Origin of the sequence: Cytophaga aurantiaca DSM 3654, from assembly GCF_000379725.1 — a bacterium.
In the GTDB taxonomy this organism is placed as follows: Bacteria; Bacteroidota; Bacteroidia; order Cytophagales; family Cytophagaceae; genus Cytophaga; species Cytophaga aurantiaca.
This window is the reverse complement of sequence record NZ_KB903663.1, coordinates 160,039-182,848: the sequence shown is the minus strand read 5'-3', so window position 1 is coordinate 182,848 and position 22,810 is coordinate 160,039. Positions and strand designations below refer to the sequence as shown.

Below are 22,810 nucleotides of genomic sequence, written 5' to 3'. Positions count from 1 at the left end.
GTATCTGGCGCCAGTCTTAGCGTAGCGGTGACTGGTGCCTTTCATTTTGGCAGTCTTTGACTGCATAATTAAAAATATAATATGAAAATTAAAGTTGGTTTTGGATACGATGTTCACCCTTTAAAAGAAGGCAGACCTATGTGGCTTGGCGGTATTCAGCTTGAATATACAAAAGGTCCGGATGGACACTCCGATGCCGATGTATTGATCCATGCCATCTGCGATGCTATTTTAGGAGCTGCAAATATGCGCGACATTGGCTATCATTTTTCAAATACCGATGCCCGATGGAAAGGGGTAGATTCTAAAATACTCTTGAAAGAAGTTTGCAGACTGATCCGTGAAAAAGGCTGGGAGATCAGCAACGTTGATGCATCACTTGCCTTAGAAATGCCAAAGATCAATCCGCATATCGAACGCATGCAGGCAGCTTTGTCAGAAGCCATGACAATTCCTGTTGAAGACATTTCGATTAAAGCTACAACTAATGAAAAGCTTGGTTATGTAGGCAGGGAAGAAGGCGTGAATGCTTATGCGGTAGCGTTGTTAATTAAGGACTAAAAGATTGTTAATGGTTCAACGCAGGCTGAAAGCCTGAAATATCTTAGCTTGGGGCATCGCCCCAAGTATTGTAGACGAATTAATTTTCTCTTATTAAAAAAACAACCAAGGAGGAACGTCTAACTAGAACTAGGAAGCCAGGGTTGTAAGGGCTGGTCATTTTGATGATGTCCTTTATCTATTATATCATATTCTGAAGAATATTTAAGTATAGCTCTTCTAACATCATCAAAGCTTTGGTCTGCTGCCCACCAAGTAATTCTTATCCTTTCATTATCTTTTAAATAAAAATCTACTCTAAAAGAATCCTGAGTATCAACATTAGTTAAATTTGTAGTATTATAGCTTGAAACTAAACGCCAGCTTATTTTTTTATTTATCATCTTGCCACATATACCATTTTTATCAACTATTAGAATTGGGCTTTTATCGAAAGCATCAATAACATTAAGTAACAAAGCGAACATAAGAAAGTATGAAATATAAAATAGTACATTCGCATCTTCAAAAACTGCCCATACATAAATAACAATAGTAAGAATCAAAATTAATATGCTAAAGATTCTAGAAGTCTTATATGATGTTAGTTCAAATTGATCTTGTTTCATTATTATAGAATTAAATACTTTGTACTTAACGAGTCTAGCAACTAATACCTAGAAGCTAGTAACTAAAATCTAGTACCTCGCAACTAGCGCCTACTCTTAAAAAACTCCTCAATTTTTATTTTCAACATTCCGCCTTTAACAGCAAGCGCTTGTTGTTGCGCTTCTTTTTTTAACGTTTCTTCAAAAGAAGATTGTCCGATTAACAATGATTTTAACGACTTGCCCGCACCAGTTTGTAGCTGACTTAATGACTTCAGATAAAAGCCAAGATAATCCGACATCATTGTTTCGTCTGTAAATTTTTTCTGAACCAGCTTGTGGTTTACTGCTTCATCAATAGTTAATTTTTTTCCTTCTAATAACCATTCAAATGCCTGATGATAACCAACACGCTGCTTTAAATAATAGGCCATGCCTGTATCCGGCTGTAATCCCAAACCCAAAAATGGAAATGCCAGTGAACCATGTTCGGAAGCAAATATCAGATCACATGCAAGTACCAACGAAGCGCCGGCGCCGCTTGCTGGCCCGTGTAGCAGACAGATCACAGGCTTGCTGCACAAGTGTATTGCGGTTGTAAGTACGTTGAAATATTGCTCAACAATTTCAACAACCTTGTCGCTTTGTATAGTCAGCGCCCATTGCAGATCCAGACCTGCACAGAAACCTTTTCCTTCACCTTTGAAAATGATGTAATCAATCGCATCTTTCGAATCCGCATCTTTGAATGCAGAGATCAATGCTTCAATTAAATCCGGCGTAAGTGCATTATACACTTCCGGACGGTTCATTGAAATGGTTACAACACGATCTGTTATGGTTGAAAGTACTAAGCTCATCGTCTTAAAAATTAAAAGTGAATGTGAATAGATTAGACAATAAATAAGAAAGACCAATTCCGCTGAGCACAACACCAACTAAATAGCCGCCATATATTTGTCCGGGTGTGTGTGCATTCAGATTTAATCGGCTCGATAGTGTAATGCCACTAATGAATAAGGTCCCAATAATGGTATAGAAAAAATATTCATTCGGCATAATTGTATTTGTAAGAATAAAGATCATAAGTCCAGCGCCCAATGAAATAGCATGTGCGCTTATTTTCCAAAACAAACTAATGATTGCACTTGTCAAAACAGCTGCGCTGATAATGATCATTATGGACGTAAGCAGTAAGGGGAAATTTAAATAATGAAAAAACATGTAGGTTAATATAGAGTAATAGATCCCTATGTAAAAAAAAGGAATCACCCGATCTTTACGGGACTCCATCAATAATGCTTTATGCGTTATTTTTTTTCGAAGCAAAAACATATTAACCGCTAACAATATCAAAGGGATGATTGCTGTGGTAATACAGATTAATGCCACTACGTATGTTTGCGCAGGTAATGGGTAAGGTTCAAAAACAATATTGCCAAAGCATAAGAATACGATGAATATGTATGTAGGAATGAATACGGGATGTATGATGTATGAAAGAAGCAGGGAAATATAATTCCAGCTATTTTTTTCTATTGTTTCCATCATCAGCCTATAATTCCTTTCTTAATCGCGCAACAGGAATATTTAGCTGTTCACGATATTTGGCAACAGTTCTTCGAGCAATGTTGTATCCTCTTTTATTTAACTCTTTTTCTAACTTTTCATCAGACAAAGGTTTTTTCTTTTGTTCGCCTTCAATGATTTCTTTTAAAATATGTTTTACTTCTCTGCTGCTGGCATCTTCACCTGAATCTGTTGCGATACCTTCCGAGAAGAAATATTTCAACGGATAAATTCCGAATTCTGTTTGTATTGCTTTGCTGTTTGCTACACGCGAAATGGTTGAAATATCCATGCTCACCATATCGGCAATATCTTTTAAGATCATGGGTTTCAAAAGTGTTTCATCTCCTTCAAAAAAGAATTCTTTTTGAAACTCCAGAATGGCATGCATCGTCTTTAAAAGCGTTTGTTGGCGCTGCTTGATGGCTTCAATAAACCATTTTGCTGCATCCAGTTTTTGTTTTACAAACGTTACAGCCTCTTTTAATTTTTTATCGTTTTTTGCACTCTTATCGTACGTCTCAAACATCTCAGAATAATTTCTGCTTACGCGTAAGTCAGGTGCATTTTTAGAATTCAAAAACAATTCTAATTGTCCGTTGTTTGTCTGTAAAATAAAATCAGGCATTAAATATTGCGTCTTGATATCGTCGCCTGAATTTCCGCCTGGCTTAGGATTTAATTTTGTTATGATGTTTATCGCAGACTTTATGGATTCATCGTCTACGTCGTATTTTTTCTGAATTTTATCGTAATGTTTTTTCGTAAATTCTTCAAAGCAATCTTTTAAAATATGATGTGCAAGCAATACTTCAGGCTCATCCAGATGTTTGCGTTCTATTTGCAAAAGCAAACATTCCTGTAAGTCTCTGGCACCAATGCCTGCAGGATCAAAGTCCTGAATTCTGAAAAGAACTTCTTCAATCTCTTCCACATTTGTTTCAATGTTTTGAGAGAAAGCTAAATCATCAACGATCAGATCCAGATTTCTTCGGATATAACCATCTTCATCAATGCTGCCGATAAGTTGTTCAGCAATTTTACTTTGACGTTCATCTAAGCGTAAAAAGCCTAGTTGATTCAATAGTACCTCAGACAAAGATGTTGTTCCTGCAATGGGAGACTCGCGCTCTTCATCATCTTGTGATGGCCCGTCGCCCTGCATTTTATAGCCTGCAACATCTTCATCACGAATGTATTCCTGTATATCTAAATCATCATCCGCAAACTCATCTTCTGAATCCGAGAATTCTTCTTCATTCGAATCTTTGTCTTGAGCTTCTTCTTCTTTGCCTTCTTCGAGAGCAGGATTTATTTCCAATTCTTCTTCAATTCTGGATTCTAATTCTGCTGCAGGTATTTGCAATAGTTTTATAAACTGAATCTGCTGAGGAGATAGTTTCTGGGATAACTGCTGCTGAATACTTAATTTTTGCATAAAACGGTAAAATAGTCACAAAGTAAAACGTGCTTACAAACAAAAATAGCGCATTTTTGAAATTCTTTTTGATTAAAAAGATAAAATATCCTTTTTTTGCGCTTTACTTACAGTAAACGCATACCAACGTGAAAAGGATAAAGATTAAAGAATTATTAAGTAATTCAAGCCAGTACATAGATACTCAGATAACTCTAAAAGGCTGGGTTAGAACGAAACGCGGAAATAAACACGTTGCTTTTGTTGCTTTAAATGATGGTTCAACCATTCATACCATACAAATTGTACTGGATGTTGCAAAATTTAGTGAAGAACAGTTAAAAGACGTAACAACAGGTGCTTGCATAGGTGTTACGGGTAAATTGGTGCAATCTCAGGGTGCAGGGCAATCGGTCGAAATTCAGGGAGAAACACTTGAAGTAATCGGCGTAGCAGATCCTGAAACGTATCCATTGCAGAAAAAAGGTCACTCATTAGAATTCTTAAGAGAGATCGCTCACTTAAGACCCCGTACAAATACATTCAGCTGTGTTTTGCGTTTGCGTCATGCAATGGCTTTCGCAGTACATAAATTTTACAACGACAAAGGATTTGTTTACGTGCATACGCCAATCATTACAGGTTCGGATGCAGAGGGAGCAGGTGCAATGTTTCAGGTAACAACCTTGGATGTTTCGAATCCTCCTAAAACAAAAGAAGGAGCAGTTGACTATACAAAAGATTTCTTTGGAAAGGCTACCAACCTTACGGTATCCGGTCAGTTGGAAGGAGAGCTTGCTGCAATGGCCTTAGGAGAAGTATATACATTTGGTCCAACGTTCAGAGCAGAAAATTCAAATACAACGCGCCACCTAGCAGAGTTTTGGATGATCGAACCAGAAATGGCTTTCTATGAAATTCAGGACAATATGGATCTGGCAGAAGAGTTTCTGAAATACCTGGTTCAATATGCTTTGGATAACTGCATAGATGATTTGAATTTCTTAAATGAAATGTATGACAAAGAATTGGTTGCGCGTCTAAAAAGTGTTGTTGAAACACCGTTTGTACGCTTGAATTATACAGAAGCAGTTGAAATTTTGATTGCTACAAAACAGAAATTTGAATACAAAGTTGAATGGGGGATTGACCTTCAGTCAGAGCACGAACGCTATCTGGTTGAAAAGCACTTCCTGAAGCCAGTGATATTGACAAACTACCCGAAAGACATCAAAGCTTTCTATATGAAAGCTAATGAAGATGGAAAAACGGTCCGTGCAATGGACGTTTTATTCCCTGGCATTGGTGAAATCATCGGAGGCTCTCAACGAGAAGATAACTTAGAAAAACTTCAGGCCCGTTGTAAAGAAGTCGGAATTCATGAAAATGAAATCTGGTGGTACCTTGAAACAAGAAAATTTGGCTCCGCTCCCCATAGTGGTTTTGGACTTGGATTTGAACGTTTGATGCTGTTTGTAACAGGAATGGGAAATATCAGAGATGTGATACCATTTCCACGTACTCCGCAAAGTGCTGAATTTTAAATTGTTTCATTAAATTGTGCAAAATTATAGATTATTTAGTGCGAAAACTTTGAATTAAATAAAAAACACTATAATTTTGCACTCTCTTAAAAATGACTAAAGCAATAAAATCATTGTTTGATGGAAGTTTTAAGAGTTGTTCTCTGAATTCTTGAAAATAGAATTTATTTCTAAATGGGGGAGTACCAAAGCGGCCAACTGGGGCAGACTGTAAATCTGCTGACTTATGTCTTCCAAGGTTCGAATCCTTGTTCCCCCACCAGAACTAACCTTCAAATCCAAAATGATTATCTGAGACCGTTCGGATATTAGGATTTGTTTTTTGAAGGGCAGTTTAATTTTGCGAAAGTAGCTCAGCTGGTAGAGCGATAGCCTTCCAAGCTATAGGTCGCGGGTTCGAACCTCGTCTTTCGCTCTTTGTTTCTTAGCAGCCGATGTAGCTCAGCTGGTAGAGTACTTCCATGGTAAGGAAGGGGTCACGGGTTCGAGTCCCGTCATTGGCTCTATATGAATTAGATTGAATAACATCTTTACGTATACTATAACATCTAAATAGAGGATTTTCAAATATGGCAAAAGAAAATTTTGACCGTTCAAAACCACACGTTAACGTTGGTACAATTGGCCACGTCGATCACGGTAAAACTACTTTAACAGCAGCAATCACAAAAGTATTGGCTGATAAAGGTTTGGCTGAAAAGAGAGATTTCTCTCAAATCGATAACGCTCCAGAAGAAAAAGAAAGAGGTATTACTATCAATACTTCTCACGTTGAGTACTCAACTGCAACTCGTCACTATGCACACGTTGACTGTCCAGGTCACGCGGATTACGTGAAGAACATGGTTACAGGTGCTGCACAAATGGATGGTGCTATCTTGGTAGTTGCTGCTACAGATGGTCCAATGCCACAAACTCGTGAGCACATCCTTCTTGCTCGTCAAGTAGGTGTTCCTTCAATGGTAGTTTTCATGAACAAAGTTGATTTGGTTGATGATCCTGAATTGTTGGAATTAGTTGAAATGGAAATCCGTGAATTATTATCATTCTACGGTTTCCCTGGTGATACAATGAGCATCATTCAAGGTTCTGCTTTGGGTGGTCTTAACGCTGAGCCTAAATGGGTTGCAACTATCGAAGCGCTAATGGACGCTGTTGATAAGGATATTCCAATCCCTACTCGTCTTACTGATCTTCCTTTCTTAATGCCTGTTGAAGATGTATTCTCGATCACTGGTCGTGGTACTGTAGCAACTGGTAGAATTGAAAGAGGTATCATTAACTCTGGTGACGGTGTTGATATCATCGGATTCGGTGCTGAGAACTTAAAATCTACAGTAACGGGTGTTGAGATGTTCCGTAAGATCCTAGATCGTGGTGAAGCTGGCGATAACGTTGGTCTTTTATTACGTGGTATCGAAAAAGAAGCTATCAAACGTGGTATGGTTATCTGTAAAGCTGGTTCAGTTAAGCCTCATACAGAATTTAAAGCTGAAGTATACATCCTTTCTAAAGAAGAAGGTGGTCGTCATACTCCATTCTTTAACAAATACCGTCCTCAGTTCTACATGAGAACAACAGACGTTACAGGTGAAATCGAACTTCCTGCTGGAACTGAGATGATTATGCCTGGTGATAACGTTACTATTACAGTTAAGTTGATTGCTCCAATTGCCTTAGATAAAGGTTTACGTTTCGCTATCCGTGAAGGTGGTAGAACAGTAGGTGCCGGTCAGGTTACTGAAATCTTGAAATAATTATCCCAATTAAAATAAGTGCGTTTTTGATTATTTCAGAAACGCACTTGTTTTTTTATAGGATTGTTAATATCTTTGCACCCCGACTATAAATTAAAGGGTGCATTTACGGGTGTAGTTCAAGGGTAGAATGTCGGTCTCCAAAACCGCTGATGGGAGTTCGAATCTCTCCACCCGTGCACAAGAAAGTGAATTATGAAGAAACTAGTAGGTTTTGTACAAGGTTCAATAGACGAGCTAGCTAATAATGTCTCTTGGCCTAAATGGTCTGAGTTACAAAGCAGTTCTGCTCTTGTATTGGTTGCATCTTTAATATTTGCAGTTGTTATCGGTCTCATCGACTTCGCGTTTAAATACGTGCTGGAGTCGATTTACTAATTTTATACTCTTCTAGGAACATGAGCGAATTGCAATGGTACGTAGTTAGGGCCGTAAGTGGTCAGGAAAAAAAGGTAAAATCTTACCTTGAAAACGAAATTACCAGACAAAGACTAGTGGATTATGTTCCACAGGTGCTTATTCCTGCCGAGAAGGTGTATGAAATGAGAAATGGTAAAAAGAGAGTACGAGAAAGAAGTTTTTTCCCAGGATATGTTCTTATACAAGCAGATTTAAGCCATGGAGAGGCTGCCCACGTGATTACCAGTATTCCTGGTGTTCTCGGCTTCCTGGGTGCTTCCGAAGGTGCTGCTAGCAAAAAACCAATTCCACTTCGTCAGTCTGAGGTCAATAGAATATTGGGCACAGTTGATGATTCTCAGGTGGGTGAGGTTGTACTTGAAACTCCGTTTGTTGTAGGCGAAACCGTAAAAGTTATGGATGGTCCATTCAGCGGGTTTACAGGAAGTGTAGAAGAAGTATTTGAAGAAAAGAAAAAGCTTAACGTTATGGTTAAAATATTTGGCCGTAATACACCCGTTGAGCTTAATTATATACAAGTAGAAAAACTCCAGTAAGAAAATGGCAAAGGAAATTACCGGATATGTGAAGCTACAGATTAAAGGTGGGGCTGCAAATCCTTCACCTCCAGTTGGTCCGGCTCTTGGTTCCAAGGGTTTGAACATCATGGAATTCTGTAAGCAATTCAATGCAAGAACTCAGGATAAACCGGGTGTATTGCTTCCAGTATTAATTACAGTTTACACAGACAAATCTTTTGATTTCGTCGTAAAAACTCCTCCTGCAGCTATTCTATTAGCGGAAGCAGCTAAGATTAAAAAAGGTTCTGCTGAACCTAACCGTGTTAAGGTTGGATCAGTGAACTGGGATCAAATTCGCACAATCGCGGAAACAAAGATGCCGGATCTAAATGCTTTTAAAATAGAATCTGCAATGAAAATGGTAGCAGGTACTGCCCGTAGTATGGGATTAACAGTATCAGGTAAAGCACCTTGGGAGAACTAATTTAAATTAAAGTCATGGCAAAGTTGACAAAAAAACAAAAAGACGCTCTTACTAAATTTGATGTCAATAATTCCTACACGCTTTCTGACGCATCATCTCTAATTAAGGACATCACATACACTAAATTCGACGCTTCTGTTGATTTAGATGTAAGATTAGGTGTTGATCCTAAAAAAGCAGATCAAATGGTGCGTGGTATTGTGACGCTTCCTCACGGTACAGGTAAAGATGTTCGTGTATTAGTACTTTGTACTCCTGACAAAGTTCAGGATGCTAAAGATGCTGGTGCAGATCACGTAGGGTTAGACGACTATATCCAAAAAATCGAAGGCGGTTGGTTGGATATTGACGTAATCATCACAATGCCTACTGTTATGGCAAAAGTTGGTAAACTAGGTAAAATACTTGGTCCACGCAGCTTGATGCCTAACCCAAAAGCAGGTACAGTTACACTAGATGTAGCTAAAGCGGTGAAAGATGTTAAAGCTGGTAAAATCGATTTCAAAGTCGATAAATTTGGTATCGTACACACAAGTGTTGGTAAAGTATCTTTCACTCCAGAAATGATTCTTGAAAATGCAAACGAAGTGTTACAAGTACTTTCCAAATTAAAACCTGCTTCGGCAAAAGGTACATATGTTAGAAGTATTACACTTTCTAGCACGATGAGCCCAGGTATAACAATTGATAAGAGCTCAGTAGCAGGTCTGTAATAAGAGCCTACTTAAACGAGTAATCAAATGACAAAAGAAGAAAAAGCAATAATCATTCAGGAGGTTGCACAGAAGATAGCAGGGGCTGCTACATTCTATATCACTGATGGTTCTGGAATGACAGTAGATCAAATAAACAAATTCAGAAAACTTTGTTTTTCTAAAGGTGTTGAATATAAAGTTGTAAAGAACTCTTTAATTAAGAAGGCTCTTGAACAATTGAATATTGACCATACAGCTTTAGATGGCGCAGCTCTGAAAGGTGCTTCTGGTCTAATGTTTTCTGACACAGCAAACGTACCTGCTAAACTTTTGAAACAATTCCACAAAGGTGGTGTTGCTAAACCTGAGTTTAAAGGAGCATCTGTTTTCGCAGATTTCTATGTTGGAAAAGATAAACTTGATGCATTAGCATCAATCAAATCTAAAGAAGAACTTATCGGCGATATCATCGCTCTATTACAAGCTCCAGCTCAACGTGTTATTGGCGCACTTACAAACGAAAGTCGCGTTTTCGCAGAGCAAGCTTAAAAAAATTAGCTTCGGCTGATCAAACAAATACTTAAAAATTCAATTCATTAATAATTTATAATACAATGGCAGATTTAAAAGCGTTCGCTGAGCAATTGGTTAATTTAACAGTGAAAGAAGTTAATGAATTAGCTTCTATACTTAAAGACGAGTACGGTATCGAACCAGCTGCAGCTACAGTAGTAGTTTCTGGTGGTGGTGATGCAGCTGCTGCAGTTGAAGAAAAAACAGCATTCGATGTTATTCTTAAGAGTGCAGGTGCTTCAAAATTAGCAGTAGTTAAATTAGTAAAAGATCTTACTGGTCTTGGCTTGAAAGAAGCTAAAGATTTAGTTGACGGTGCTCCAAAACCTTTGAAAGAAGGCGCATCTAAAGAAGAAGCTGAAGCTATCAAGAAACAACTTGAAGAAGCTGGTGCTGAAGTAGAAGTTAAGTAATTTCTAATTCTCTTCTGTTCATCAGATACGGCATTAGGCCTGACAGTTCATGTCAGGTCTTTTCCTGTTTGTATACTACCAGAATAAAAGTGCTAAATTTCAGTTTAAATTATCTAACATAAACTAATTAAAGCGTTGGCAACTAACAATACTCAAAATCTTAGAAAGAGCTTTGCAAAAGCTAGAAGTACGGTTGAATATCCTGATTTCTTAGATATCCAAGTTAGATCTTTCAAAGATTTTTTTCAGATTGATACTCCTGCTGAAAATAGATTCAAAGAGGGACTTTATAAAGTTTTTGCAGAAAATTTTCCAATATCTGATTCTCGCGACAATTTCATTTTGGATTTTATCGATTACAACATCGATACTCCAAAATATAATGTTGACGAAAGTATCGATCGAGGATTAACGTACGCAGTACCTCTTAAAGCAAAACTTCGTCTTACATGTAATGATAAAGACAATGAAGACTTCCAGACAATCGAACAGGAAGTGTTCCTTGGAAATATCCCATACATGACAGAACGAGGTTCTTTCGTTATCAATGGTGCTGAGCGAGTAATCGTATCCCAGTTGCATCGTTCCCCAGGTGTGTTCTTTGCGCAAAGCAAACATACAAACGGAACAAAACTTTACTCTGCAAGAGTAATTCCTTTTAAAGGATCATGGATTGAATTTGCAACAGACGTGAACAATGTGATGTTTGCATACATCGATCGTAAAAAGAAATTCCCTGTAACTACTTTATTAAGAGCAATCGGATACGGTAGTGATAAAGATATATTGGATTTGTTTGGTTTGTCTGAAGAGATTGAGGCAACAAAAGCAAATATCAAAAAAGCAATCGGTAGAAAATTAGCTGCACGTGTACTTCGTACATGGACAGAAGATTTCGTTGATGAAGATACTGGTGAAGTAGTATCTATCGATCGTAATGAAGTTCTTTTAGAACGTGATTCTGTTATTAGAGAAGAAGACATCAACGTTATTGTTGAGTCTGGCTCTAAATCAATCATCGTTCACAGAGAAGACGTAAACATTGCTGATTATACAATCATCTACAACACGCTTCAGAAAGATAATTCAAACTCTGAAAAAGAAGCCGTAGAGCAAATCTATCGTCAATTAAGAAATACAGATGCACCGGATGAACAAACAGCTCGTGATATCATTCACAACTTGTTCTTCAGTGATAAACGTTATGATCTTGGTGAAGTTGGTCGTTACAGAATCAACAAAAAATTAGGTAGCGCAATGACTAATGATGTAAGAGTTCTTACAAAAGAAGACATCATCAACATTGTAAAATATTTAATTGGTCTTATCAATTCACGTGCTGTTGTTGATGATATAGATCACTTGAGCAACCGTCGTGTTCGTACGATGGGTGAGCAGCTTTACAGCCAGTTCAGCGTTGGTCTTGCACGTATGGCAAGAACAATCAAAGAACGTATGAATGTTCGTGACAACGAAGATTTCAAACCTGTAGATTTGATCAACGCTCGTACACTTTCTTCAGTTATCAATTCATTCTTCGGAACAAACCAATTATCTCAATTCATGGATCAAACGAATCCATTGGCTGAGATCACGCACAAACGCCGTATGTCGGCTCTTGGGCCTGGTGGTTTATCTAGAGAACGTGCTGGTTTCGAAGTTCGAGATGTTCACTATACGCACTACGGTCGTTTGTGTACAATCGAAACTCCTGAAGGGCCAAATATTGGTTTGATTTCGTCTCTATGTGTTCACGCAAAAGTGAATAGCATGGGCTTCATCGAAACTCCATACCGTAAGGTAATTGAAGGGGTTGTTGATGTTAAAAATCAACCTGTTTATTTAACAGCTGAAGAAGAAGATGGCGCTCACATCGCACAGGCAAATGCTATGTATGATGATAGCGGTAATTTCTTGAGCGATCGTGTTAAAGCTAGATACGAAGGTGACTTCCCGGTTATTGCTCCGGATAAAGTTGACTTGATTGATATTGCAACAAACCAAATTGTTTCTGTTGCAGCTTCTCTTATTCCATTCTTAGAGCATGATGATGCTAACCGTGCATTGATGGGTTCTAACATGCAACGTCAAGCAGTTCCTTTATTAAGACCAGAAGCACCAATTGTTGGTACAGGTCTTGAAAGACGCGTGGCAATGGATTCAAGAACATTACTAATTGCAGAAGCAGATGGTGTTGTTGAATACGTAGATGCAAACGAAATCAAAATGCGCTACGATCTTACAGATGAAGATCGTTTGGTAAGTTTCGATACAGATATAATTACATATAGCTTAATCAAATTCAGAAGAACCAACCAGGATACATGTATTAACTTGAAGCCAGTTATTCAGCATGGCGAAAGAGTTAAAAAAGGACAGGTATTGTGCGAAGGTTATGCAACTGATAAAGGTGAGTTAGCATTAGGTAGAAACTTAATGGTAGCGTTCATGCCTTGGCAAGGTTACAACTTCGAAGATGCGATTGTTATCAGCGAAAAAGTTGTGCGTGATGATATCTTTACTTCTCTTCACATCGATGAATATGAATTGGAAGTTAGAGATACAAAACGTGGCGAAGAAGAATTAACTTCTGAAATTCCAAACGTAAGTGAAGATGCTGTTAAGAATCTTGACGAAAACGGTATCATCCGTACGGGTGCTGAAATTAAAGAAGGCGATATCTTAATTGGTAAAATCACTCCTAAAGGTGAATCTGATCCTACGCCGGAAGAAAAACTTCTTCGTGCAATCTTCGGTGATAAAGCAGGTGATGTGAAGGATGCTTCAATGAAAGCTCCGCCATCATTACGTGGTGTAGTTATTGATACAAAATTATTCTCTCGTCCTAAAAAGGATAAAGATTTGCGTGCTAAATCTAAGAAGCAGGTTGAAACAATAAAGGCTAAGTACAGCAAAGATCTTTTAGTTCTAAGAGAACGAATGATTGAAAAGCTTGCAACTTTATTAGATGGACAGACTTCTCAAGGTGTTAAGCATAAATTCGGAGATGAAGTAATTTCTAAAGGTGTTAAATTCTCTCGTAAAAATATTGAGGCGAACGTTTTCCCAGACAAGAACCCATACAGAGACGAGAGCAACTATAACGTACAGGAAGAAGCGAATTTATTAGGTGATTTGATTATTGATAATTGGACATCTGATAAAAAAATAAATGAAAATGTTCTTCGTCTAGTTAAAAACTATTTAACTACAAGAAATGAAACAGCTGGCAAATTCAAACGCGAGCGTTTTACACTTGAAGTTGGTGATGAATTACCTGCAGGTATCGTTCAATTAGCAAAAGTTTACATCGCTAAGAAACGTAAACTAAAAGTAGGTGATAAGATGGCTGGTCGTCACGGTAACAAAGGGGTTGTAGCCCGTATCGTTCGTGATGAAGATATGCCTTTCTTAGAAGACGGAACACCAGTAGATATCGTACTTAACCCACTTGGGGTACCTTCACGTATGAACATCGGTCAGATCTATGAAACATTATTAGGTCTTGCCGGTAAAAAATTAGGTAGAAAATACGCTACTCCAATCTTCGATGGTGCTTCTGAAGAAGAAGTAATCAACGAATTAAGAGAAGCTGGCTTACCTACAATTGGCCGTACAAAATTGGTGGATGGTTTATCAGGAAATCCTTTTGACCAACCAGTTACTGTAGGTATAATTTATATGATGAAACTTGGTCACTTAGTTGATGATAAGATGCACGCTCGTTCTATCGGGCCATACTCTCTTATCACGCAACAACCATTGGGCGGTAAAGCTCAATTCGGTGGTCAGCGTTTCGGTGAAATGGAAGTGTGGGCACTTGAAGCATTCGGTGCTGCAAACATACTTCAAGAGATCCTTACAGTGAAGTCTGATGATGTGGTTGGTCGTGCTAAAACATACGAATGTATTGTTAAAGGCGAGAACCTTCCAAAACCAAACATCCCGGAATCATTCAATGTATTGGTACATGAACTTAGAGGCTTGGCCCTTGAGATCACACTTCACTAATTATAGTTTAAGAACCTTTTGGCTAACCAATAGACACAGAAAAAAATGGCGTTCAGAAAAAACAAAAAACTGAATAACGATTTCACAAAAGTAACCATCAGTCTTGCTTCTCCGGAATCAATTCTTGAAGGCTCTCATGGTGAGGTTACACAACCTGAAACAATCAATTACAGAACATACAAACCAGAGATGGGTGGTTTATTCTGTGAAAGAATTTTCGGTCCGGTAAAAGACTGGGAATGTCACTGCGGTAAATACAAACGTATCCGTTACAAAGGCATTATTTGTGATCGTTGTGGAGTTGAAGTAACAGAGAAAAAAGTTCGTCGTGAACGTATGGGTCACATCGAATTAGTTGTACCTGTTGCTCATATCTGGTACTTCCGTTCATTACCAAATAAGATCGGTTACATGTTAGGTTTACCTACAAAAAAACTTGATCAGATTATTTATTACGAACGTTACGTTGTTATTCAATCAGGTGTTAAATCTGAAGATGGTATCAACTACTTGGATTTCCTTACGGAAGATGAATATCTAGATATATTAGATAAACTTCCTCGTGAGAACCAATTATTAGACGATAAAGATCCTAATAAATTCATCGCTAAGATGGGTGCAGATGCGTTAGAAACGCTTCTTTCTCGTTTGAACTTAGATGAGTTATCATACAGCTTACGTCACGCTGCAGCAAACGATACTTCTCAGCAACGTAAAGCAGAAGCTTTAAAGCGTTTGAAAGTTGTTGAGGCTTTCCGTGATGCTAGATCTCGTATAGAAAACAAACCAGAGTGGATGATTATCCGCATGGTTCCTGTTATTCCCCCAGAATTACGTCCATTAGTTCCATTGGATGGTGGTCGTTTCGCAACATCAGATTTGAATGATCTTTACAGACGTGTTATTATCCGTAACAACCGTTTGAAAAGATTGATCGAAATCAAAGCTCCGGAAGTAATCTTACGTAACGAAAAGCGTATGCTTCAGGAAGCAGTAGATTCATTGTTCGATAACTCACGTAAGATTAACGCTGTACGTGCTGAAGGTAACAGAGCATTGAAATCTTTATCAGACATGTTGAAAGGTAAGCAAGGACGTTTCCGTCAGAACTTACTAGGTAAACGTGTAGATTACTCTGGTCGTTCTGTAATCGTTGTAGGTCCTGAATTGAAACTACACGAATGCGGTCTTCCGAAAGATATGGCAGCTGAATTATTCAAGCCGTTTATCATTCGTAAGTTAATCGAAAGAGGTATCGTTAAAACTGTTAAATCTGCAAAGAAAATAGTTGATCGTAAAGATCCTGTAGTTTGGGATATTCTTGAAAACGTATTGAAAGGTCACCCGATCCTTCTAAACCGTGCTCCTACACTTCACCGTTTAGGTATTCAGGCTTTCCAACCAAAATTAATTGAAGGCAAAGCAATTCAGTTACACCCATTAGTGTGTACTGCCTTCAACGCCGATTTCGATGGTGACCAGATGGCTGTTCACGTTCCACTTGGACATGAGGCAATTCTTGAAGCATCGTTATTGATGATTGCGTCTCACAACATCCTGAACCCTGCGAATGGTGCGCCTATCACGGTACCATCTCAAGACATGGTTCTTGGTTTGTATTATGTAACTAAAGGCCGTAAGTCAACTCCTGAACACCCAATCAAAGGTGAAGGCATGACATTCTACGGTGCAGAAGAGGTTGTGATCGCTATCAACGAAGGTCGCTTATCTCAACATGCATTAATAAAAGTTAAAGGTAAAGTACGCTTAGAATCAGGTGAACTTGCTGAACAAATGATTGAAACCGTTGCAGGTAGAGTATTGTTCAACTTAGTTGTTCCTGAAGAAGTAGGTTTTGTAAACGAACTTTTAACGAAGAAAAAATTACAGTTAATCATTGGTACAGTATTCAAGATTGCTGGTATGTCTAAAACTGCGAAGTTCTTGGATGATATCAAGCAGATTGGATTCCAGATGGCCTTCAGAGGTGGTCTTTCTATTGGTTTGGATAACATTGGTATCCCTGCAGATAAAAACACATTGATTGATGGAGCGAAGAAAGAAGTTGACGCTGTTTGGAGCAACTACTTAATGGGTCTTATCACAGACAACGAACGTTACAATCAGGTTATTGATATCTGGACGCGCGTTAACTCTGAGATCACAGATACATTGATGCAGCAGCTTGAAGCTGATCAACAAGGTTTCAATCCGATCTACATGATGATGCACTCAGGAGCACGTGGTTCTCGTGAGCAGATTCGTCAATTAGGTGGTATGAGAGGTTTGATGGCTAAGCCACAAAAGAACTTACAAGGTTCTGTTGGTGAGATCATCGAAAACCCGATCCTTTCTAACTTCAAAGAAGGTCTTGACGTTATTGAGTACTTCATCTCTACACACGGTGCTCGTAAAGGTCTTGCTGATACAGCTCTTAAAACAGCGGATGCTGGTTACTTAACTCGTCGTTTGGTAGACGTTGCACAAGATGCGATTATCAACGAACAGGATTGCGGTACGTTAAGAGGTCTTACAGTTTCAGCGTTGAAAGACAACGATGATGTTGTTGAACCATTGACTGAACGTATCCTTGGTAGAGTGAGTGTTCATGATGTGTTCCACATCATTTCAAATGAATTATTGGTTTCTTCAGGACAAGAAATTACTGAAGAAATTGCTAAGAAAATAGATGATTCAGGTATCGAATCTGTAGAAATCAGATCTGTACTTACATGCGAATCAAGAAGAGGATGTTGTGCTAAATGTTACGGAAGAAACTTAACTTCCGGACACATGGTAGGTATTGGAGAATCAGTAGGTGTTATTGCAGCACAATCAATTGGTGAACCAGGTACTCAGTTAACACTTCGTACATTCCACGTAGGTGGTACGGCATCTAACATTACAGTTGATGCAAAAATCAAAGCTAAGTTTGATGGTGTTGTTGCTTTTGATGATCTAAGAGTAATCCAATCAACAAACTTAGAAGGCGAAAAAGTTACTGTAGTAATGGGTCGTTCAGGTGAAATTCGTATCGTTGAGCCAGTATCTGGTAAAACGTTAATAAGTAACCACGTTCCATATGGTGCATTCTTAACTGTTAAAGATGGAGAAACAGTTACAAGAGGTCAGGAGCTTTGTTTCTGGGATCCATATAATGCTGTTATCTTATCTGAATTTGAAGGTACAGTTCAATTTGATTCAATCGAAGAAGGTGTTACTTTCCGTGAAGAATCAGATGAACAAACAGGACACAGAGAAAAAGTTATTGTTGATACAAAAGATAAAACGAAGAACCCTGCAATCATTGTAAATCCTAAGAAAGGCGATCCTAAAGAATATTCTATTCCGGTAGGTGCCCACTTAGCAATTGAAGATGGCCAGGCTGTTAAACCAGGTCAGGTTCTAGTTAAGATCCCTCGTTCTGTTGGTAAAACAAGAGATATCACAGGAGGTCTTCCTCGTGTAACTGAATTGTTCGAAGCGCGTAACCCTTCTAACCCTGCTGTTGTAAGTGAGATCGATGGTATCGTAACATATGGTACAATTAAGAGAGGTAATAGAGAAATCTTTATCGAATCAAAAGATGGTGTTAAGAAGAGATACATGGTGCCTCTATCAAAACACATTCTTGTTCAGGACAACGATTTCATCCGTTCAGGTAACCCATTGACTGATGGTGCAATTACTCCATCAAATATCTTGTCAATCAAAGGTCCAACGGCGGTTCAGGAATATCTTGTAAATGAAATTCAGGAAGTATACCGTTTGCAAGGTGTAAAAATCAATGATAAACACATTGAGATTATTGTAAGACAGATGATGCAAAAGGTTCAGATTATCGAAGCTGGTGACACATCTTTCTTAACAAACCAAGCAGTAGATCGTTTCAGATTCAGAGAAGAAAACGATAATATCTTAGATAAGAAAGTTGTTGTAGAATGCGGCGATTCAGAAAAACTAAGACCAGGCATGATTATTACAGCGCGTCAATTAAGAGACGAAAACTCTAGCTTGAAGCGTAAAGATCAACGTTTGGTTGCAGTAAGAGATGCTGAGCCAGCTGTTTCTATGCCAACGTTACAAGGTATCACACAAGCTTCATTAGATACAGAAAGCTTTATTTCTGCAGCTTCATTCCAGGAAACAACGAAAGTGTTAAGTGAAGCAGCTGTAAGAGGTAAAATGGACTTCTTGAAAGGCTTGAAAGAAAACGTAATCGTAGGTCACTTAATTCCTGCAGGTACAGGTCAGAGAGAATTCAATGACATTATCGTAGGATCTAAAGAAGAATACGATAGCTTGATTGCATCGAAGGAAGCGTTCAACGCTGCACGCAAAGGCGAGTTACAACAGAGTTAATCATTCATTGAAAAAATACACAAGGGCACTGGTTCCATAACCTTTGCCCTTGTTTTTTCTAAAAGCGTTTACAAAAATGGCTATCAAAAATAATCCCGCTGAAGAAATGATGCAAAATCAATTAAACATTGAATTGCCGGAAGATATGGCAGAAGGTGTTTATGCGAACTTAGCAATGATTGCGCATTCAAACAGTGAGTTTGTATTGGATTTCATTCGTATGATGCCTGGAGTCCCGAAAGCACGCGTTAAGGCACGTGTAGTATTGACTCCTGAACATGCAAAACGTTTATTACAGGCTTTAAATGACAATATCGTTAAATATGAAGAGTCATTTGGAGCAATTAAAGATCAAGAGGAGTTTCCCCGGTTTCCAATGAATTTTGGCGGTACTGTAGGTGAGGCATAGTCGAAAATCTAACCAATTAAGCATAAAATAATAAAGGAATACGAAATTTGGTGATAAGATGTGGATGAATTTCAAAAAAAATAATATCCACAATTTGCAGAATAGCCAAATATGCGTACCTTTGCAGTCCGATAAATTGAGAATAGTTAAATACTTAGGATAAATGCCTACTATACAACAATTAGTAAGAAAAGGAAGAGAACAACTTGTATTCAAGTCAAAGTCTCCTGCTCTAGATTCCTGCCCACAAAGAAGGGGCGTATGTACACGTGTGTACACTACAACACCAAAAAAACCAAACTCTGCAATGCGTAAAGTTGCGAGGGTGCGTTTAACAAACTCTAAAGAGGTGAATGCTTACATTCCCGGTGAAGGTCACAACCTTCAGGAACACAGTATTGTGTTGATCCGTGGCGGTAGAGTAAAAGATCTTCCAGGTGTGCGTTATCACATCGTTCGTGGAGCGTTAGATACTGCCGGAGTAAACGGTAGAAAACAAAGTAGATCGAAATACGGTGCTAAGAGACCTAAACCAGGCCAAGCTGCTGCAGCTCCTGCTAAAGGCAAGAAAAAATAATTAGATTATGAGAAAGGCGAAACCAAAGAAGAGATATCTTCTTCCTGATCCTAAATTTAGTGACACTATGGTTACTAAATTTGTAAACAGCTTAATGTATGATGGCAAAAAAAGCACAGCATACAGTATTTTTTATGATGCAGTTGCATTAGTTGAAAAGAAAACATCTGAAAGCGGTTTAGAAGTTTGGAAAAAAGCACTTAACAACGTGAGTCCTCAGGTTGAGGTTCGTTCTCGTCGTGTAGGTGGTTCTACATTCCAGGTTCCAACTGAAGTTCGTCCGGACAGAAAGATGGCTTTAGGCATGAAGTGGTTGATCAACTACGCTCGTTCTCGTGGTGAAAAAACTATGACGGATAAATTAGCTGGCGAAATTATCTCTGCTTCTAAAGGTGAAGGTGCTGCAGTTAAAAAGAGAGATGACGTACATAGAATGGCGGAAGCTAACAAAGCATTCTCACATTTCAGATTCTAATTTCTGCAAAACAATATTATGGCTCGCGATTTAAAATTCACAAGAAATATTGGTATTGCCGCTCACATTGATGCTGGTAAAACTACTACTACTGAACGTATTCTTTACTATGCTGGTGTAAACCACAAAATTGGTGAAGTTCACGAAGGTGGAGCAACAATGGACTGGATGGCTCAAGAGCAAGAAAGAGGTATTACAATTACTTCTGCAGCTACTACAGTTAACTGGAAATACAGAAATAACAACTACCACGTAAACATTATCGATACCCCGGGTCACGTTGACTTTACGGTTGAAGTAAACAGATCATTACGTGTACTTGATGGTTTAGTATTCTTATTTAGTGCGGTTGATGGTGTTGAACCACAATCTGAAACAAACTGGCGTTTAGCAAACAACTACAAAGTAGCTAGATTAGGTTTCGTTAATAAAATGGACCGTTCTGGCGCCGATTTCTTAAACGTGTGTAAACAGGTTAAAGAAATGTTAGGTAGCAACGCTGTTCCATTGCAGTTACCAATTGGGTCTGAAGACAATTTCCAAGGTGTTGTTGACTTAGTTAACAACAGAGCAATCGTTTGGAATGAAGCGGATAAAGGGATGACTTTTACAGAAATTCCTATTCCTGCTGACATGGTTGACGAAACGCTTGAATACAGAGAAAAATTATTAGAAGCAGTTGCTGATTACGATGAGACTTTGATGGAGAAATTCTTCGAAGATCCAAACTCGATTTCTGAAACTGAGATATTGAACGCTTTGCGTAAAGCTGTTTTAGATATGAAGATTGTACCAATGTTATGTGGTTCTTCATTCAAAAACAAAGGTGTTCAAACAATGCTTGACTATGTAATGGAGTTATTACCATCACCTTTAGATAAAGATGATATCGTAGGTATTAACCCGGATACAGAGAAAGAAGTAATTCGTAAGCCGATGGAATCTGAACCATTCTGTGGTTTAGCATTCAAAATCGCTACGGATCCTTTCGTAGGTCGTTTATGTTTCGTAAGATCTTATTCTGGATTATTAGAATCAGGCTCTTATGTATTCAACACGCGTTCTGGAAACAAAGAGAGAATCTCTCGTATTTTCCAAATGCATGCAAACAAACAAAATCAAATCGACAGTTTACAATGTGGAGATATCGGTGCCGTAGTTGGTTTCAAAGATATCAAAACAGGAGATACGCTGTGTGATGAAAAAAATAAAATTGTTCTTGAATCCATGGATTTCCCAGAACCGGTAATTGGTTACGCTATCGAACCAAAAACTCAGGCTGATGCGGATAAAATGGGTATTGCAATTGCAAAACTAGTTGAAGAAGATCCAACACTTCACGTTTCTACTGACCACGAAACTGGCCAGACGATTCTTAGGGGTATGGGTGAATTACACCTTGAAATTATCATTGATCGTATGAGACGTGAATTCAAGGTTGAAATCAACCAAGGTGCTCCTCAAGTTGCTTACAAAGAATCATTGACAAAAAGCACTGAACACCGTGAAGTTTTCAAAAAACAATCAGGTGGTCGTGGTAAATTTGCCGATATCGTATTTGAACTATCTCCACGTGAAGATGGTAAATTAGGTTTAGAATTCGAAAACAAAATTGTTGGTGGTGTAATTCCAAAAGAATTTATTCCATCTATCCAAAAAGGTTTCGAAGAAGCAATGAAAAACGGTGTTCTTGCTGGTTTCCCTGTGGAATCAATGAAAGTACGTTTAAATCATGGCTCTTTCCACGATGTCGATTCAGATGCATTATCATTTGAATTAGCAGCAAGACAAGGTTTCAAAGAAGCATCTAAAGCTGCAGGCGCTAAGATTATGGAACCAATCATGTCTGTAGAAGTTCTTACTCCTGAAGAATATACTGGTCCTGTTACAGGTGACTTGAACAGAAGAAGAGGTATGATGAAAGGAATGGATTCTAAGATGGGTGCTCAGGTAATTAAAGCTGATGTTCCGTTGTCTGAACTATTCGGTTATGTGACTGACTTGAGAACTATCTCATCTGGTCGTGCAACTGCTTCATTAACATTCTCTCATTATGAATTCGTTCCTGCAAACCTTGCAGAAACTATAGTAGCTAAAGTTAAAGGTACTGCTGTAAGCAAATAATATCATGAATCAAAAAATCAGAATAAAACTTAAATCTTACGATCACAATTTGGTTGACAAGTCATCCGAAAGAATTGTAAGAGCTGTTAAAGCAACTGGAGCTGTGGTTAGTGGTCCAATTCCTTTGCCAACAGAAAAGGAGATCTTCACAGTTTTAAGATCTCCTCACGTAAACAAGAAATCAAGAGATCAGTACCAACTTTGTACTTACAAAAGATTGGTTGATATCTACTCTACAAGTTCTAAAACAGTTGATGCTCTAATGAAATTAGAGTTGCCAAGTGGAGTAGACGTAGAAATTAAAGTTTGATAAGAGCTTTAATTGATAAAAT

General features: G+C 38.3%; 20 protein-coding genes and 4 tRNA genes. 20 read left to right on the top strand and 4 right to left on the bottom strand.

The features are described from left to right. Positions 1-81: 81 nt before the first annotated feature. Positions 82-561, top strand: a complete 480-nt coding sequence (gene ispF, locus A3EE_RS0116660) for a 2-C-methyl-D-erythritol 2,4-cyclodiphosphate synthase (RefSeq protein WP_018344578.1) — start codon at positions 82-84, stop codon at positions 559-561. Between the two features lie 119 nt (positions 562-680). Here the strand turns inward: ispF and A3EE_RS0116655 are convergent, their stop codons facing one another. The 4 genes from A3EE_RS0116655 to rpoN all read right to left on the bottom strand — a co-directional run bounded on the left by A3EE_RS0116655 (position 681) and on the right by rpoN (position 4,155). Then, positions 681-1,169, bottom strand: a complete 489-nt coding sequence (locus A3EE_RS0116655; protein WP_018344577.1) for a hypothetical protein — start codon at positions 1,167-1,169, stop codon at positions 681-683. An 83-nt stretch (positions 1,170-1,252) separates the two neighbouring features. Further along, positions 1,253-2,008 carry an enoyl-CoA hydratase/isomerase family protein gene (locus A3EE_RS0116650; protein WP_018344576.1) on the bottom strand — a complete coding sequence of 252 codons (756 nt, stop codon included), beginning with the start codon at positions 2,006-2,008 and terminating at the stop codon, positions 1,253-1,255. Between the two features lie 4 nt (positions 2,009-2,012). After that, entirely contained in the window at positions 2,013-2,699 is a 687-nt protein-coding gene (locus A3EE_RS0116645) for a hypothetical protein (RefSeq protein WP_157447074.1), read from the bottom strand. Positions 2,700-2,703: 4 nt separating this feature from the next. Further along, positions 2,704-4,155: an RNA polymerase factor sigma-54 gene (gene rpoN, locus A3EE_RS0116640; RefSeq protein WP_018344574.1), complete on the bottom strand. Its 1,452-nt coding sequence runs from the start codon at positions 4,153-4,155 to the stop codon at positions 2,704-2,706. Positions 4,156-4,283: 128 nt separating this feature from the next. On the opposite strand from rpoN, the gene asnS reads away from it, so the two are divergent. The 19 genes from asnS (at position 4,284) to rpsJ (ending at position 22,788) form a co-directional block, all read left to right on the top strand. After that, positions 4,284-5,678: an asparagine--tRNA ligase gene (asnS, locus tag A3EE_RS0116635; RefSeq protein ID WP_018344573.1), complete on the top strand. Its 1,395-nt coding sequence runs from the start codon at positions 4,284-4,286 to the stop codon at positions 5,676-5,678. Between the two features lie 176 nt (positions 5,679-5,854). After that, a tRNA-Tyr gene (locus A3EE_RS0116630) sits at positions 5,855-5,940 on the top strand. 80 nt (positions 5,941-6,020) lie between these two features. Further along, positions 6,021-6,093: transfer RNA gene (locus tag A3EE_RS0116625), tRNA-Gly, on the top strand. A 15-nt stretch (positions 6,094-6,108) separates the two neighbouring features. Next, positions 6,109-6,181, top strand: a tRNA-Thr gene (locus A3EE_RS0116620). A 66-nt stretch (positions 6,182-6,247) separates the two neighbouring features. After that, positions 6,248-7,435 carry an elongation factor Tu gene (gene tuf / locus A3EE_RS0116615; RefSeq protein WP_018344572.1) on the top strand — a complete coding sequence of 396 codons (1,188 nt, stop codon included), beginning with the start codon at positions 6,248-6,250 and terminating at the stop codon, positions 7,433-7,435. 108 nt (positions 7,436-7,543) lie between these two features. Then, a tRNA-Trp gene (locus A3EE_RS0116610) sits at positions 7,544-7,614 on the top strand. 16 nt (positions 7,615-7,630) lie between these two features. Beyond that, positions 7,631-7,813 carry a preprotein translocase subunit SecE gene (gene secE / locus A3EE_RS0116605; protein ID WP_018344571.1) on the top strand — a complete coding sequence of 61 codons (183 nt, stop codon included), beginning with the start codon at positions 7,631-7,633 and terminating at the stop codon, positions 7,811-7,813. A 20-nt stretch (positions 7,814-7,833) separates the two neighbouring features. Beyond that, entirely contained in the window at positions 7,834-8,391 is a 558-nt protein-coding gene (gene nusG / locus A3EE_RS0116600; RefSeq protein WP_018344570.1) for a transcription termination/antitermination protein NusG, read from the top strand. A 4-nt stretch (positions 8,392-8,395) separates the two neighbouring features. Next, a complete protein-coding gene (gene rplK, locus A3EE_RS0116595; RefSeq protein ID WP_011586522.1) occupies positions 8,396-8,839 on the top strand; it encodes a 50S ribosomal protein L11 in 444 nt (147 codons plus the stop codon). Between the two features lie 14 nt (positions 8,840-8,853). Then, entirely contained in the window at positions 8,854-9,552 is a 699-nt protein-coding gene (rplA, locus tag A3EE_RS0116590; protein WP_018344569.1) for a 50S ribosomal protein L1, read from the top strand. A gap of 27 nt (positions 9,553-9,579) precedes the next feature. Further along, positions 9,580-10,083, top strand: a complete 504-nt coding sequence (gene rplJ, locus A3EE_RS0116585; protein WP_018344568.1) for a 50S ribosomal protein L10 — start codon at positions 9,580-9,582, stop codon at positions 10,081-10,083. A 65-nt stretch (positions 10,084-10,148) separates the two neighbouring features. After that, entirely contained in the window at positions 10,149-10,520 is a 372-nt protein-coding gene (gene rplL / locus A3EE_RS0116580) for a 50S ribosomal protein L7/L12 (protein ID WP_018344567.1), read from the top strand. A 135-nt stretch (positions 10,521-10,655) separates the two neighbouring features. Beyond that, positions 10,656-14,531 (top strand): DNA-directed RNA polymerase subunit beta, encoded by a 3,876-nt coding sequence (gene rpoB / locus A3EE_RS0116575; protein ID WP_018344566.1) that lies wholly within the window; start codon positions 10,656-10,658, stop codon positions 14,529-14,531. Between the two features lie 45 nt (positions 14,532-14,576). Then, positions 14,577-18,893: a DNA-directed RNA polymerase subunit beta' gene (gene rpoC, locus A3EE_RS0116570; protein WP_018344565.1), complete on the top strand. Its 4,317-nt coding sequence runs from the start codon at positions 14,577-14,579 to the stop codon at positions 18,891-18,893. A gap of 76 nt (positions 18,894-18,969) precedes the next feature. Continuing rightward, positions 18,970-19,302 (top strand): DUF3467 domain-containing protein, encoded by a 333-nt coding sequence (locus A3EE_RS0116565; protein ID WP_018344564.1) that lies wholly within the window; start codon positions 18,970-18,972, stop codon positions 19,300-19,302. 163 nt (positions 19,303-19,465) lie between these two features. Further along, complete coding sequence (rpsL, locus tag A3EE_RS0116560; RefSeq protein WP_011586515.1) at positions 19,466-19,879, top strand: 30S ribosomal protein S12; 414 nt, start codon at positions 19,466-19,468, stop codon at positions 19,877-19,879. 7 nt (positions 19,880-19,886) lie between these two features. Then, positions 19,887-20,354, top strand: a complete 468-nt coding sequence (gene rpsG / locus A3EE_RS0116555; RefSeq protein ID WP_011586514.1) for a 30S ribosomal protein S7 — start codon at positions 19,887-19,889, stop codon at positions 20,352-20,354. A gap of 18 nt (positions 20,355-20,372) precedes the next feature. Next, positions 20,373-22,478 (top strand): elongation factor G, encoded by a 2,106-nt coding sequence (gene fusA, locus A3EE_RS0116550; RefSeq protein ID WP_018344562.1) that lies wholly within the window; start codon positions 20,373-20,375, stop codon positions 22,476-22,478. 4 nt (positions 22,479-22,482) lie between these two features. Next, complete coding sequence (gene rpsJ, locus A3EE_RS0116545) at positions 22,483-22,788, top strand: 30S ribosomal protein S10 (protein WP_011586512.1); 306 nt, start codon at positions 22,483-22,485, stop codon at positions 22,786-22,788. Positions 22,789-22,810 lie beyond the last annotated feature (22 nt).

Coding starts and splice junctions, on each gene's coding strand:
- ispF (WP_018344578.1), top strand. CDS start 82: ATGAAAATTAAAGTTGGTTTTGGATACGATGTTCACCCTTTAAAAGAA.
- A3EE_RS0116655 (WP_018344577.1), bottom strand. CDS start 1,169: ATGAAACAAGATCAATTTGAACTAACATCATATAAGACTTCTAGAATC.
- A3EE_RS0116650 (WP_018344576.1), bottom strand. CDS start 2,008: ATGAGCTTAGTACTTTCAACCATAACAGATCGTGTTGTAACCATTTCA.
- A3EE_RS0116645 (WP_157447074.1), bottom strand. CDS start 2,699: ATGATGGAAACAATAGAAAAAAATAGCTGGAATTATATTTCCCTGCTT.
- rpoN (WP_018344574.1), bottom strand. CDS start 4,155: ATGCAAAAATTAAGTATTCAGCAGCAGTTATCCCAGAAACTATCTCCT.
- tuf (WP_018344572.1), top strand. CDS start 6,248: ATGGCAAAAGAAAATTTTGACCGTTCAAAACCACACGTTAACGTTGGT.
- secE (WP_018344571.1), top strand. CDS start 7,631: ATGAAGAAACTAGTAGGTTTTGTACAAGGTTCAATAGACGAGCTAGCT.
- nusG (WP_018344570.1), top strand. CDS start 7,834: ATGAGCGAATTGCAATGGTACGTAGTTAGGGCCGTAAGTGGTCAGGAA.
- rplK (WP_011586522.1), top strand. CDS start 8,396: ATGGCAAAGGAAATTACCGGATATGTGAAGCTACAGATTAAAGGTGGG.
- rplA (WP_018344569.1), top strand. CDS start 8,854: ATGGCAAAGTTGACAAAAAAACAAAAAGACGCTCTTACTAAATTTGAT.
- rplJ (WP_018344568.1), top strand. CDS start 9,580: ATGACAAAAGAAGAAAAAGCAATAATCATTCAGGAGGTTGCACAGAAG.
- rplL (WP_018344567.1), top strand. CDS start 10,149: ATGGCAGATTTAAAAGCGTTCGCTGAGCAATTGGTTAATTTAACAGTG.
- rpoC (WP_018344565.1), top strand. CDS start 14,577: ATGGCGTTCAGAAAAAACAAAAAACTGAATAACGATTTCACAAAAGTA.
- A3EE_RS0116565 (WP_018344564.1), top strand. CDS start 18,970: ATGGCTATCAAAAATAATCCCGCTGAAGAAATGATGCAAAATCAATTA.
- rpsL (WP_011586515.1), top strand. CDS start 19,466: ATGCCTACTATACAACAATTAGTAAGAAAAGGAAGAGAACAACTTGTA.
- rpsG (WP_011586514.1), top strand. CDS start 19,887: ATGAGAAAGGCGAAACCAAAGAAGAGATATCTTCTTCCTGATCCTAAA.
- fusA (WP_018344562.1), top strand. CDS start 20,373: ATGGCTCGCGATTTAAAATTCACAAGAAATATTGGTATTGCCGCTCAC.
- rpsJ (WP_011586512.1), top strand. CDS start 22,483: ATGAATCAAAAAATCAGAATAAAACTTAAATCTTACGATCACAATTTG.